We start from the raw sequence: 12,905 nt of genomic DNA, 5'->3' as shown, positions 1-12,905 counted from the left end.
TTTAAACGGACGTAGAGGAAAGCGTAAGACTTCTGTTAAAGAAGCAGCATCCCGTGAAGCGTCAACCCCATTCAGCGACCATTCTAAAAAGGTGGCGTGGTGAGGAATCGCCGTCCGTTTTACGGCGGCGAGGATGTCAAAGTTTTCGGCGGCAATATCGACAAAAGCAACTAATCCTCTCCCAGCATCCCGTTTTTGCAGAAAATTGACCTCGCGCAAGCAGAGGGGACATTCTCCATCGTAGAGAAGTTTAATTTTCCAAGAGGGCGATCGAGTAGAATTTTCTAAGGTATCAGCAGATGGAGTCGGTAAAGATGACATGATCTTCTAGGGATTTTCTTTTCAGTGGGGGATTGTCAAGGCAATTTATCAGATTGGATGGTATCACTCTCTATGGGTTCTCGATCGTTGCGTTTTGAGAAACCCCAAGCAAAGAGGATAGCAATTAAACTAATCATAATCCATTCTGGCGGCACAAAATCGGGACTAATCACCCGCAACAGCAATCTTAAACCCACCAAACCGACGGTGACAAAACCAGCGTCTTCTAGGTGGGTGTATTCCTCTAACCAGCGAATAAATAAACCGGCCATAAAGCGCAGGGTAACTACTCCGATCGTACCACCAAGCAGGATTAACCAAGTATCATCGGCCACGGCGATGGAAGTGGTGACACTATCGAGGGAAAAAGCTAAATCAGTAACGGCAATTAGGGGGATAGCTTGCCAGAGAGACTGAAACTTGAGACTATGATGGGTGTGATCCTTGTCTTCAGGGGAGGCAAAGTAATTAAAGACTAACCAGAGCAAATATACTGCTCCCAAAAGTTCAAACTGCCAGTATTTAACCACCCAGGTGGCGGTAAGAATCAAGATCATACGGAGAATATAGGCGAAAACTAAGCCAATATTCAAGGCCTGACGTTGACGCTGATGATCTCCTAATCCCTGTGCTATGGAAGCGAGAGCAATGGCGTTATCTGCTGATAATACCGCTTCTAGGGCAATGAGAACCAACAGAATTAACGGGGTTTTTAGACTAAGGGTTAGAGATGAATCAAGGAGCGAGTCTAACATTGAGGCCGCAGGTAAAAATAAATGTAATGATGGCGATACCTCAGCTTAACGCTTTTACAACTTTCTTTTCTAGGGGAGATAACCGTCATCGGAGTGGGGAGATATGAATTCTTGTAACGAAATGATGCAGAGAACCCCGATGATGTCGGAAAGTATTGGATAAATATCTTTATGAGGAGATAATCAGCAATGCTTTCTGATACTCAAGTTTTAGTCGCTCTGGTAATTGCTTTAATCCCCGGGATTTTGGCTTTTCGTCTAGCGACGGAACTTTATAAGTAAAATCGCTTTCAATAAACCCTGATCCCGTCTGACCTAGCTATAGGATAGACCGATTGGGGTTTTTTCGGTTATCGGTCATCAGTTATCAGTTATCAGTGATTGGGTGTAAATTGAAAGTAATTAGCCATTTTTCTGACCGATTTTACTGATACTCGTAAATCTATGACCGCACGAACAGGAAACCAAACCGACAAAAAACCACAAAAAAAGCCAAAAAGCGGCAATAAATCCCAAAACTGGCAAGTTATCGAGATTTGGCTGCGAATTATTGCCTATAGCGCTCTTTCCATCACGGCAGTTTTTGCGATCGCTCGTTTGCTACCCTACCAACAGATCCAACAGGCAAAATTAGAAGAAGTGCGTTTGGCGGCCCAAGAAAAGGAGGAACGCGTTAATCAACTGCGGGATCAATTTAGTCGTAGTTTTGATCCTAGTCAAGCGCGGCAAGTCATGGGTGAACAAAGTTCCCGACGGGATCCTAATCAAAGACGCATTTTTTGGGTTTCTCAGTAGAATTGATCGAGATAAATGCGTTTTTGAGCAGATTATTTGGGTATTTTGCCGATGCTGGTTGTTCACAACGAAAAAAGGCGTTGCTGATTTGAGATATGAATCTTCTTTTGTGGGATTTTTAAAACCTAGACCCAAACTAACTTTTGGATGGGTGCAAGGTTGTCATTCATACCTTGATTCAGCAACGCCAGAAAAAGCCAATGAGATAGGAATTTACAAGGGGATAAAAATTAAAATTTTTCTGATTTCAAGCTACCAACGACCGGCGCTAGTCACTAAAAACTGATTACTGATTACTGATTACTGATAACTGATAACTGATTACTGATATGACTCGATCCTATTTTGCTACTACCGCTAGGGGACTAGAAGAAATTGCCGCTAGGGAATTAGAATTCCTGGAGGCCAAAGAAGTTAAACCCGTATTCACGGGAGTCCATTTTCAGGGAGATCTGGCCCTACTCTATCGAGTCAATCTTTGGTCAAGAATTATTTTTCGGGTTTTGGTTCCCATTGCCGAAATTCCCTGTGGGGATGGGGAGGAACTGTATGATGGCATTCAAGCCATTGATTGGCGAGATTATCTCACCAGTGAGGAAACTTTAGCGGTACAATGTACGGGAACGAACGATCGCCTCAATCACACCCATTACACCGCTTTAAGCATCAAAAACGCTATTATCGACCAACAGCGTCAACAGGGGAATCCACGTTCTTTTGTGGATACAGAAAACCCCGACCTGCAAATTAACGCTCATATCGAGAAAAATCGCTGTGTGCTTAGTTTAGATAGTTCTGGCCACAGTTTACATCGTCGCGGGTATCATCAGGCCATGGGAGTCGCACCCCTAAAAGAAAGTCTCGCCGCTGCTTTGGTAGAATTATCGGCATGGCAGGATGATATGGCGCTTTTGGACCCTTTCTGTGGTTCGGGAACCATTGTCATCGAAGCGACGTTAAAAGCTTTAAATATTGCCCCCGGTTTATCTCGTTCCCAGTTCGGATTTCAGAAATGGCCAGACTATCAACCGGATTTATGGCAATCTTTGGTTAAGGGAGCTAAAGAAAAACAAAAATTTCAGCTAAATGCGCCAATTTATGCTAGTGATGCCGATTATGAGGTTTTGCATCAGGCCGAGGATAATGCCTATTTTTGTCAAGTGCAGGACCATATTAATTTTAGCTTGCAAAGCATCACCGACTTAGAACCGGCGAGCGATCGAGGGATTATTCTCTGTAATCCCCCTTACGGCAAAAGATTGGGCAATACCGAAGAATTAGGCTCTTTATATAAATCCTTCGGTGATGTCTTAAAACAGAGGTTTAAGGGTTGGACAGCCTATATTTTATCGGGAAACAAAGAACTGACTAAACAAATCGGTCTGCGTTCTTCCCGTCGCACTCCCTTGTATAACGGTTCTTTGCCCTGTACCCTCTTAAAATATGAGTTGTATTAACTACACCAAAACCTTGAGACTGTCAAGAGCTAAATGAACATTTTGACGAACTGAGGCAGCAGAATTGTGTAAATCCAGACGTTCAGCATCGGTCAAACGCACTTCCAGAATACTTTCCACCCCCCGACAGCCTAAGCGACAGGGAACCCCCAGATAGACATCCTGTAGGCCGTATTCACCCTTAAGATAGGCTGCCGCCGGCAGTAAACGGGATTGATTTCTCAATATCGTCTCGACCATGGTACAGGCAGAGGAAGCAGGGGCGTAATAAGCGCCGCCAGTTTGCAGTAATTTGACGATTTCAGCCCCAGCGTTGCGAGTTCTCTCCACTAGACGGTTAATTGTTATCTCGTCCATTAATTCGGTAATCGGCACACCACTGACGGTACAGTAACGGGGTAGGGGCAACATTAAATCACCGTGACCACCCAAGACCATGGCATGAACGTCGGCGGTACTAATCCCCAATTCCATGGCGATAAAGGTTTGTAAACGGGAAGAATCGAGGACCCCCGCCATTCCCATCACTCTTTGGGGGGGTAAACCCGTCGCTTGCCAGACTAGATAGGTCATCACATCAAGGGGATTGGTGATGACGATAAAAATGGCTCCGGTCGAATACTTGAGGCATTTAGTGGCGGCCTCAACGACAATTTTAGCATTGACATTCATGAGATCATCGCGACTCATGCCCGGTTTTCTGGCTAATCCAGCCGTAATCACGACAATATCGGAGCCTGCCGTGTCTTCGTAGTTATTAGTGCCGATAATCTCGCTGTCGTGCCGTTCTATGCCCTGGGCTTCCATCAAATCTAGGGCAATACCCTGGGGTAAACCATTGACGATATCGAGGAGAACCACATCGGCGAGGTTTTTTTCGGCGATGCGTTGGGCCAGGGTGCGTCCGACGTTACCAGCACCAATAACCGAGACTCGGGGCGATTGACAGGGGAGGAGTGTATCGTAGAAGTCAACCATGATTTATGGATGAGGCAATATCCTCATCAGGCGGGTTCCAGTTGTTCGAGCTTTAGCCACACACTGGGGGTAGGAACATAGAATTTAATCAAAGCATAATCATCTTTTATATCCAAGACTTCTGCTGTCGAGTTGAACATATAACTGGGTAAACGGCGATCGCTGGCTAGGGCTTCGAGGCTATTTTCTAGGTTTCCCGTCACCACGCGGACTAAAGCTCCTTTCTTAATTGTAGCTGCCATGTTTTTCTCGTTAAATTTGCTTGGGGGTTTCTCCCATAAATTGTTACATATTCGGGCGGGCCTCTGACAAGAGGGTGTGGGGTGTGGGGAGATAGGGGTGTGGGGTGTGGGGATTGGGGAGAATAAATAAAAATAATCTCCTGAATACTGACTCCACCGACAAACTTTTTCAGTAAATCCTAATTAGGGTCTGCTGAATAAATCTAAAAACCTTGTTGGGTAAGACTTTTAGACTTTTTGTCAATCAAAAAGTACCAGGTCTGGGAGTGATCAGGGGGAAAATTCAGGTACTTTTTCCCTGAAAATTAGGTAGTTGACCACCTGAAAATCGGTAAAACCCATCCCCCAACCCCCAACCCCCAACCCCCAACCCCCACCGAAAAACTTTTTCAGTAAATCCTAATTAAAACTCAACCATTTGACCATAACTTAAGAGACTTTGTAGGGTTGCGAGGCGATTTTCCCAGACCTGTATTTGATAGGCAGATAAATCTTTTTGTCTGGACATCACAGATTTAAATTTATAGCTAAATCGCTTTAAAGCATTTTGAGTTAAAGTCAAATTACGAGGGCTGGGATTATTAGCTAATTGTTCTAATAAATTAGCCATTTCGTCCACTTCTTGCCCCCAAGTTTTTAAGGTTCCCTCCTCCATTGCTAATAAGTTATTCGTGATTAAAAAACTCCACTCTTGACGCAAGGAATTAAACCGCGCTGCTGCCGTTTTAAAGGGTTGACGGTGGGGTAAAGGTTCGGTTTTTTTCGTAATCATCGATCCCTGAATGCGATTAAGAATTGTTTGCAAGTTGGGATTGAGATTTTCTGTGGCAAAAAGAGCGAATCCCGAAGTGGGAAGATTGCGAATAAATTGTAGTTGATCGATCATGACTTGATCGGGTACTTTTAACAGACGGATACCGGGTATAATCAGAGCATTTCCTGCAATTTTGCGATCAAATAAAGACTGGGTTTTCTCTTCTAAAGTCCCTGTATCGAGAGCATAAGTCATTAAAAATATCAGGTCTATCCATTGATTTTGTCCCCATTCTTCCCAGTTTTGTTGAATACGATATAATCGTTCTTTTTGTTCCATGGGAAACACCGCCGCCGACATTTTTAACTGGGGGCGAATCTGTTTTAAGCGAGTAGAAACCTGCGAGACAAAAGTATCAACCTGACGGATTTTAAAGCTAGTCCATTGTTCCCATAAAGCACCCCGGGGATTTAAAGTAATTGGATCAACTCCTGTCATTTGTTTAAATAACCAACGGCTGGATTTACCATAACCATAGGTTTGATTAGAACTTTGATTCTGGAAGGGATAGCGAATATAATCTAACTGCAAGCCATCCACATCATAATTCTTGACAATTTCCTCGTAAAGAGATAAAAGATAGTTCTGTAGATCGGGATTAGCAGGATCAAAAAAGGCCTTTTTCGTGCCTTGACTATAATCAAAAGAACCACCACTTTTATTAGTTGCCCCCCAATCGGGATTACGGGATAAAACTGGACCTAGATAATCTAATGGTTGCTCTAATACTTTATTATGAGCTTGATTAGCCGCCGCAAAAACCCACACCCAGGCGTGGATTTCCATATTGCGTTCATGGGCTAATTTAACGGCAACTTTTAGGGGATCCCAACCTCTAGTTAAAGGGTTTTGTTCGGGGGCAACTTGACTGGGATAAATAGTATAACTAGCATTAACTGTCTCGAAAAAGACCACATTAATACCCGCCTCCGCCATGCGATCGAATACTTTAGCTAAATCGTCCTCATTTTTAGCTTCTACGATCGTGCCTCTATCTAACCACATTGCCCGTATTTCTGGCTGGGCAAATTGTCGATTAGTGGGATAATTATCCCAAAGACTTCGCCGCGCTTGTAACCAAAATTCCCGCGCTTGGGTATAGGCCCCCTGGGCAATTAAATTCTGAAAATTATTTAAGCTTCCTTGGGCATTTTCTAGGGCTAAACGGAATCGTCTGGCTGTATCTGAGGTGGGGGAATTTTTCCCACGATTATGAAATGCTTGTGCTAAGGATTTATCAGTATTGGATATATTACTATTACTTGCCTCTAAAGCTAAGAGAGTCGCCCCATAACGCCCGATTAATCCCTGCAATTCCGCCGTCATCTGGCTAATTTGTTGAGGAGTTAGACTTGCTCTGGGGGGAATTGCCTCGGTATTCGGACTTAATCTCGCCGTTTCACTGGGGAGATTTTCTGAAATCTGGGGTAGAGGGCGACGGGGTGCGGTCGCAACGCGCTCGCTACGCGAGATCGCTGTTGGGGTATTATTAATATTATTAACTATTGTTGAGTTTCCTTGACAATAGGGCGCAATTGTGCTATGAGAAGAACTACGATTAATGCCGTAGCGTTGCAGGGCGGTTTCTAGCCAAGCACTATCGAGGGCGAGATTAGCGACGGCATCGCTGCCCCAGCGCCAACCGAGAAAGATCGAGTTATTATTGAGGACAACGGCGGGGGGATTGTTGCGCGCCCCCCAGACGGCAACGGTTTGGCTATTAACTCCCGTGGGGATAACCACACCACCGAGGAGACTGCTGGCTAGAGGTTTTTGGTTTTTCAGTTCACCTAAATTAGTCGGCCGCAGGGTGTAAGCTTGGGAGTGAGGATAGGCCCAGTAAGCCCCAAATAGCGATCGCAATTGATTACGCACAGCAGGTTCCGAAAGATTCCCCGCCGGACCGGTGACAATAATTTTACCACCGCGATTAAGCCAACGACTCAAGACACTAGCTTGTAAACCGGAAATAGTCTCGACGTTGGGGATGATTAGAACCTTAATTTTATTTAAATCCGCGTCGCTTTGCCACTGATTACTCTGGAGAATGCAGTAATTAACCCCGACATTTTGCAAACGCTCAGTGATAGCTGTCCATTGATTGGCATTTTCTTGACTTTTTAACACTGCCACCGGTGTCGCTAAAACTGGGATCGGCAGCAAGACACCCACACAGGAGAAAAGACAGGCAATTAGGGGTTTTTTAAAAAGATGATCAAGATGGAAGGACGATCCCAGCACGTTTTTTCTCTTATTTTTTTTAGTTAACTCCTCCTGATTTTACCCAACTTAGCCAAAAAAGAGTATCTTTGGGAACAAAAATTGCCTCTTAGCTGTCGGCAACATGGTTTTAGGGTGTTAGGGTTTTGGGGTTTTAGTTGAAATTCCCCACTTCCCCCATCTCCTCACTTCCCCACTCCCCTATCCCCATCCCCCTACAACTGTAAGGACAATTGCCGAAAGTGATCGCCGCGATGTTCAAAACTTTGGTATTGGTCAAAACTAGCGCAAGCGGGCGATAATAACACCACTTTAGCCTCTTTTGCCAGTCCTAGTTCAGCCGCGCGTTGAACTGCCCTGTCCATCGTTTCTACACATTCATAATCTTGATAACCTGCCGACTGTAAACGACGGGCAAAATCGGCGGCAGCGTCACCAATAAGCAGCACGGTGGCGACTTTTGCCTTAATTTCAGCGATCCAAGCCCGATCATCCCCTGCTTTCGCTTCTCCCCCCGCGATTAAAATCGCCGGATTCGGGACGGATTGTAAGCCCACTGCGGCCGCATCGTAGTTAGTTGCTTTACTATCATTAATAAAGTCTAGGCCTTTATACGTACAAACATACTCTAGACGATGGGCAACCCCAGGGAAAGTGGCGATCGCTTCAGTAATGGCTTTTTTCTCGATTCCTGCCAATCTAGCGGCGGCCACAGCCATAAGCAAATTCTGCTGATTGTGACTACCCACCATTTTCAGCAGATTAACCGGGGCAATTAATTCCCCAAAAGCCACGATCCAGTTATCTTGCAGATAAACACCACGACTAGGATCGCCCAAAAGCGCCTCTTTACCCTTCACAGAAGTCCAATAAGCTTGTTGCCATTGACTAACACCGATTTGACGCAGATAGGGATCATCACCGTTGAGGATTTGGCGATCGCTTCTTTGCAGTAAAGAGGCTTTAATCTGATAATAATTTTCGAGGGTTTGATGACGACTGAGGTGATCGGGGGTAAAAGTTGTCCAGATGCCGATTTTCGGCGATAAATCCCGACTGGACTCGATCTGATAACTACTGATCTCCGCAATAATCCAATCGTATTTATCGGCTTTTAAAGGCAATTCACAGGCCGCATAGCCGATATTACCGCAGGAAGGAGCATTTAACCCTGCTTTTTGAAAAATAGCGGCACAGAGGGCGGTGGTGGTGGTTTTGCCGTTAGTTCCCGTAATACCCAACCAAGGGGAAGATTGCAGATAACGCCAAGCTAATTCTAATTCTCCGATCGTATCGATGCCTTTTTCTCTGGCAGTAATTAAAATCGGGGCATCCCAAGGCACCCCGGGGCTAACCACGATAAGATTAGGCAAGTCCGAAGCCTCTAGACTGAGATTTTGACCAAGATTGACAATAATTCCTTCCCTTTCCAGATTGGTTTTGGTTGCTTGTAAACTGGGAGAATCAGAGCGATCGCTTAATGTCACCTGCCAACCATCCCGTTTTAAGCATCTTGCTGCCGCTATTCCCGATCTTCCCAATCCAATAATCGCCGCTGTCGCCATCTTGTTGCCACTCTATTCAAGGGTCAATTTTTAGCAATCTCTATCCTACTGTGGATTGTGACCTTATTTCTGCCCCTAGATCAGCGATACTCTTAGTCTATTCTGTCTGCTCCTTGCAGTATAATAAAATAGAATGCTTATAATTTAGTCCTTGAACTGACAAAAATTAGTATGAATATTCAACTAAAACCCAATCAAGAAAAATTTATCGAAGAACAGTTAAAAAGTGGCAGATTTGATAATGTAGAGCAGCTCATAGATACCGCTTTACACTTGCTGTCCAACATCAATGAAGATTATTTACAATGGCGAGAAGAAACTGGTCATCAAATTGATATTGCTGTAGCTGAATTAGACAATGGGGAAGGATTAGACGGAGAAACAGTTATCAACAATATTCTAGAAAAATTTCAGAAAGAGCGTAAACCCTAATCATGAATCGTTATATTATTGCCCCATCAGCCAGTCAAGATTTAAACAAGATTGCTGATTATTTTTTAGCGGTAAACGTGGAAGCTGGGGAAAAACTATTGATAAAATTTTCCCAAAAGTGTCAACAATTAGCACAATTTCCCAATTTAGGACGTAGTTACAGTCATATTAGACCGTCCTTGAGAGGGTTGCCTTTAGATGGATATATTATTTTCTATCGAGTTATTGATGACACAGTAGAGATTTTAAGAATAGTTAGCGGTCGTCAAGACTTAGAAGCTTTATTCTCCGAGATAAAATAAATCCCTAGCAAAAATCCAGCAGAATTGAGCAGACTCCAAGACCTTTCAATTGGTATGATTGCCTTTCCTAGCTGATGGCTGACGGCTGACGGCCGACGACTGAATTATAAAACTATTTCCCCTAGGAAAACAAAATTCTCTCCCTTGCGTCTAGATCGATAAAATAAATGCAAGTACAATCTCTATAACAACGCTCCCTATTTATGAATCTAAAATCATCCTTAAAATTTACCCTACTGTTTTCACTTCTGGGGGGTTGTCTCCTGACTACACCGAGTCAAGCAACTCTCTTTGAACAACAAGAAGTTAATCAAGAGGATTTTATCGCTATTGCCCGACCCTACGGTAACGGTAAATACGATTTACTGATTTTGCAACAAATCCCGGGTAAACGCCAATGTTGGGCGGTAAATGGCACAGAACCGACCATTGTTCAGCCTCTCTTGCTCGATTTCGATTTTACTGGCAGTTGTGAACGGGCCACCGACAGTAACGGTTATTCCCTTCGCATTCAGGGCAAAGATTACGGTTTAGAATACCTGCTGCGTATCGTACAACGCAACGGGGAATTAGTCCTTGTGGGAACCCCCCGCAATCCCAGGCAATCGGAGGTAATTATTGGACGGACAAAAGGTTTAGGGACCGGTTTAATGCAAATTTATCTCATCGATGGCTGGCGCTTTACTAAACGTAGTCTAGCCGGTCAAAATCTCAGTCATATCTATCTAACTGCCGATAGTCCCAGTTTCAGTCCTCCCCCGGAATTACTCGCGGGTAATAGTTATTCTCTCCCCAGAGAATCCGTCAAAGCAGAAACACCTGTTAATCCTTCTGCCAATCCCGAAGTGCGAGAATATACCTTTACCGCTGCAGAAACAGCAGTAGAGAGCAATCCTCAGCCAGTGGTCAGTAATCCAGTGCCAGAGCCAAATTTTACCCCACCGTCCCCAGTTAACCCTAATTTACCCCCCCTGACTCCTCCCAATTCCCAGAATAATAATGCAATTGTACCACCACCGCCACCGCGCAACCTAGGCAATCCCAGAAGTTTATCAGACGTAATCACTTTTAATCGGGCTGCCGCTAATCCCAGTAGTGGTAATATGAGCAATAGTAGTCGCCAAGGTTTTAAAGTAGTAATCGAAGCTAAAACCGAGAGCGATCGCACTAGGGTTCGTTCTCTCTATCCCGACGCTTTCCCCACTTCCTACAAAGGTCGTTCTGTCTGGCAAATAGGCGCCTTTAGTAGTCGCGATAAGGCTGAAAACGCTTTACAAAGTCTTGCCCCCCTGCGCGGATCGATCGTACCATTTTAGTGAACGCTGGAACTGCGGAACGGGGAACAGAGAGTGGATAGGGGAAATGGGGAAATGGGGAGATAGGGGAATTTCAACTAATACCCCAAAACCCTAAAACCTCAACTCTCAACTCCGGCCTCCTGACTTGAAAGAGGGTGTAGGGTGTAGGGAAGGAAACCTCTTTCATTTGTGGGGGTGAAAATTTTTTCATCGGGACTGACTCCTAGAGTAACTGATAACTAATAACTAATAACTGAAAACATGGAAATATCGGAACTAAAAAAAGGTATCGAGATAGTAGGATCGCGCCTGGGTAAAACCCAGGACTATCTTTGACTTACCCACTTTAAGAGCTAAAATTAAAGACTTAGAACAGGTAGCGGCCGTCCCCACTTTTTGGGATAATACCGATACTGCTCAAAAAACCCTGCAAGAACTAAATGAATGTAAATCTTCTTTAGAAACCTATCAAAGTTGGTGTGGACAATTAGAAGATACCAAGGCAATTATCGAGTTATTAGAATTAGAATCCGATCGAACTTTACTAGAAGAAGCAACGGACAATTTAACTCATTTACAGCATGACCTCGATCGCTGGGAATTGCAACAGCTTTTAAATGGTCCCTACGACGCAAAAGGAGCGGTTTTAACGATTAATGCGGGGGCCGGGGGAACCGATGCCCAGGATTGGACAGAAATGCTCCTGAGAATGTATTCTCGCTGGGCCGAGAAACAGGGATATAAAGTCACTTTAGCGGAAATATCAGAAGGAGATGAAGCGGGAATTAAATCAGTGACAATTGAGATTGCCGGAACTTATGCTTACGGTTATCTGAAAGGAGAAAAAGGCACCCATCGGTTAGTAAGAATTTCCCCTTTTAATGCTAATGGTAAACGTCAAACCAGTTTCGCCGGGGTGGAAGTGATGCCAATTTTGGGCGATGATGCGGTGAAGGTAGAAATTCCCGATAAAGATTTAGAAATTACCACCACTAGATCGGGGGGAAAAGGTGGCCAAAATGTTAATAAAGTGGAAACTGCTGTGCGGGTAGTTCATCTTCCCACAGGTATCGCTGTGCGTTGTACCCAAGAGCGATCGCAATTACAAAATAAAGAAAAAGCCCTAGCTTTATTAAAAGCGAAATTGTTAATTATTGCTCGGGAACAACAGGCTCAAGCGATCGCTGAAATTCGCGGCGATATGGTGGAGGCCGCTTGGGGGAATCAAATCCGTAACTATGTTTTTCATCCCTATCAATTGGTTAAGGATCTCCGCAGTAATGTGGAAACCACCGATGTTACCGGGGTAATGAATGGGGATTTAGATAGCTTTATTGAAGCCTATTTACGTTTGGGGGGGAACAGTGCAGGTTATACTGATTCCTAAGTTGACATCCTCACCGCCGTAAACGGACGGTGATTCCCAAACCTCACGATTTAGGTTTCTGCTTCTTTCCCTTGCGGGGTTCCGCACCTACCTTAACAGATTTACTCTGTTCTGGTCTTATGGTCGCGAACCGGACTGACACCGCAAGTCCTGCGGCCAAAATGTTTTTACTAGCGTTAATATCTCGGTCATGGTGTGTCCCACAGTCTGGACAGTCCCATTCTCGAACATTTAACGGCATTTTCTCAGCAATATACCCGCAATTACTACACCTTTTAGAACTAGAAAACCATCTATCTAGGGTTGGCTGAATAAATCTAAAAACCTTAACCAACAAGG

Annotated in this window: 14 protein-coding genes; 7 read left to right on the top strand and 7 right to left on the bottom strand. The window is 44.4% G+C overall.

Going from position 1 to position 12,905, the window contains the following annotated elements:
• The coding region (locus IM319_RS09935) for a DCC1-like thiol-disulfide oxidoreductase family protein (RefSeq protein WP_287735481.1) at nucleotides 1-321 on the bottom strand (321 nt) is incomplete at its 3' end.
• Nucleotides 322-356: 35 nt separating this feature from the next.
• Complete coding sequence (locus IM319_RS09930; protein ID WP_286824103.1) at nucleotides 357-1,076, bottom strand: TerC family protein; 720 nt, start codon at nucleotides 1,074-1,076, stop codon at nucleotides 357-359.
• A gap of 189 nt (nucleotides 1,077-1,265) precedes the next feature.
• On the opposite strand from IM319_RS09930, the gene psaM reads away from it, so the two are divergent.
• From psaM to IM319_RS09915, 3 genes are all read left to right on the top strand, one after another.
• On the top strand, nucleotides 1,266-1,358 hold the full coding sequence (psaM, locus tag IM319_RS09925) for a photosystem I reaction center subunit XII (RefSeq protein ID WP_012264462.1): 93 nt from the start codon (nucleotides 1,266-1,268) through the stop codon (nucleotides 1,356-1,358).
• 162 nt (nucleotides 1,359-1,520) lie between these two features.
• Nucleotides 1,521-1,871 carry a hypothetical protein gene (locus IM319_RS09920; protein ID WP_286824095.1) on the top strand — a complete coding sequence of 117 codons (351 nt, stop codon included), beginning with the start codon at nucleotides 1,521-1,523 and terminating at the stop codon, nucleotides 1,869-1,871.
• A 329-nt stretch (nucleotides 1,872-2,200) separates the two neighbouring features.
• Nucleotides 2,201-3,328: a THUMP domain-containing class I SAM-dependent RNA methyltransferase gene (locus IM319_RS09915; RefSeq protein WP_287735480.1), complete on the top strand. Its 1,128-nt coding sequence runs from the start codon at nucleotides 2,201-2,203 to the stop codon at nucleotides 3,326-3,328.
• Here IM319_RS09915 and mdh read toward each other — a convergent pair whose 3' ends face one another.
• The 4 genes from mdh to murD form a co-directional block, all read right to left on the bottom strand.
• Nucleotides 3,329-4,306: a malate dehydrogenase gene (gene mdh / locus IM319_RS09910; RefSeq protein WP_286824088.1), complete on the bottom strand. Its 978-nt coding sequence runs from the start codon at nucleotides 4,304-4,306 to the stop codon at nucleotides 3,329-3,331.
• Nucleotides 4,307-4,332: 26 nt separating this feature from the next.
• Entirely contained in the window at nucleotides 4,333-4,548 is a 216-nt protein-coding gene (locus IM319_RS09905; RefSeq protein ID WP_045361132.1) for an NAD(P)H-quinone oxidoreductase subunit O, read from the bottom strand.
• Between the two features lie 403 nt (nucleotides 4,549-4,951).
• Nucleotides 4,952-7,603 carry a glycoside hydrolase family 10 protein gene (locus tag IM319_RS09900; RefSeq protein WP_287735479.1) on the bottom strand — a complete coding sequence of 884 codons (2,652 nt, stop codon included), beginning with the start codon at nucleotides 7,601-7,603 and terminating at the stop codon, nucleotides 4,952-4,954.
• Nucleotides 7,604-7,797: 194 nt separating this feature from the next.
• On the bottom strand, nucleotides 7,798-9,147 hold the full coding sequence (gene murD, locus IM319_RS09895; protein WP_287735478.1) for a UDP-N-acetylmuramoyl-L-alanine--D-glutamate ligase: 1,350 nt from the start codon (nucleotides 9,145-9,147) through the stop codon (nucleotides 7,798-7,800).
• A 171-nt stretch (nucleotides 9,148-9,318) separates the two neighbouring features.
• Between murD and IM319_RS09890 the strand changes: the two genes are divergently transcribed.
• The 4 genes from IM319_RS09890 to prfB all read left to right on the top strand — a co-directional run bounded on the left by IM319_RS09890 (nucleotide 9,319) and on the right by prfB (nucleotide 12,566).
• Nucleotides 9,319-9,579 carry a ribbon-helix-helix domain-containing protein gene (locus tag IM319_RS09890; RefSeq protein WP_287735477.1) on the top strand — a complete coding sequence of 87 codons (261 nt, stop codon included), beginning with the start codon at nucleotides 9,319-9,321 and terminating at the stop codon, nucleotides 9,577-9,579.
• 2 nt (nucleotides 9,580-9,581) lie between these two features.
• Complete coding sequence (locus IM319_RS09885) at nucleotides 9,582-9,881, top strand: type II toxin-antitoxin system RelE/ParE family toxin (protein WP_287735476.1); 300 nt, start codon at nucleotides 9,582-9,584, stop codon at nucleotides 9,879-9,881.
• 203 nt (nucleotides 9,882-10,084) lie between these two features.
• The gene (locus tag IM319_RS09880) at nucleotides 10,085-11,197 is read left to right on the top strand and encodes a DUF3747 domain-containing protein (RefSeq protein ID WP_287735475.1); all 1,113 of its coding nucleotides are present in this window, start codon (nucleotides 10,085-10,087) and stop codon (nucleotides 11,195-11,197) included.
• A gap of 243 nt (nucleotides 11,198-11,440) precedes the next feature.
• Nucleotides 11,441-12,566 (top strand): peptide chain release factor 2 gene (prfB, locus tag IM319_RS09875; RefSeq protein WP_287735474.1). Its coding sequence is split into 2 segments (ribosomal slippage): nucleotides 11,441-11,512 and nucleotides 11,514-12,566, totalling 1,125 coding nucleotides; the frame shifts between segments, so codons are not numbered across the junction.
• A gap of 43 nt (nucleotides 12,567-12,609) precedes the next feature.
• Here the strand turns inward: prfB and IM319_RS09870 are convergent.
• On the bottom strand, nucleotides 12,610-12,905 hold a 296-nt coding region (locus IM319_RS09870; protein ID WP_287735473.1), incomplete at its 5' end, for a zinc ribbon domain-containing protein.

Origin of the sequence: Microcystis sp. M113S1 (assembly GCF_020246945.1) — a bacterium.
Taxonomy (GTDB): Bacteria; Cyanobacteriota; Cyanobacteriia; order Cyanobacteriales; family Microcystaceae; genus Microcystis.
This window is presented reverse-complemented; position numbering and strand designations above follow the sequence as displayed.

What these genes read in the sequence shown, in the direction of transcription:
- IM319_RS09930 (WP_286824103.1), bottom strand. Translation starts at nt 1,076, where the DNA reads ATGTTAGACTCGCTCCTTGATTCATCTCTAACCCTTAGTCTAAAAACC.
- psaM (WP_012264462.1), top strand. Translation starts at nt 1,266, where the DNA reads ATGCTTTCTGATACTCAAGTTTTAGTCGCTCTGGTAATTGCTTTAATC.
- IM319_RS09920 (WP_286824095.1), top strand. Translation starts at nt 1,521, where the DNA reads ATGACCGCACGAACAGGAAACCAAACCGACAAAAAACCACAAAAAAAG.
- IM319_RS09915 (WP_287735480.1), top strand. Translation starts at nt 2,201, where the DNA reads ATGACTCGATCCTATTTTGCTACTACCGCTAGGGGACTAGAAGAAATT.
- mdh (WP_286824088.1), bottom strand. Translation starts at nt 4,306, where the DNA reads ATGGTTGACTTCTACGATACACTCCTCCCCTGTCAATCGCCCCGAGTC.
- IM319_RS09905 (WP_045361132.1), bottom strand. Translation starts at nt 4,548, where the DNA reads ATGGCAGCTACAATTAAGAAAGGAGCTTTAGTCCGCGTGGTGACGGGA.
- murD (WP_287735478.1), bottom strand. Translation starts at nt 9,147, where the DNA reads ATGGCGACAGCGGCGATTATTGGATTGGGAAGATCGGGAATAGCGGCA.
- IM319_RS09890 (WP_287735477.1), top strand. Translation starts at nt 9,319, where the DNA reads ATGAATATTCAACTAAAACCCAATCAAGAAAAATTTATCGAAGAACAG.
- IM319_RS09885 (WP_287735476.1), top strand. Translation starts at nt 9,582, where the DNA reads ATGAATCGTTATATTATTGCCCCATCAGCCAGTCAAGATTTAAACAAG.
- IM319_RS09880 (WP_287735475.1), top strand. Translation starts at nt 10,085, where the DNA reads ATGAATCTAAAATCATCCTTAAAATTTACCCTACTGTTTTCACTTCTG.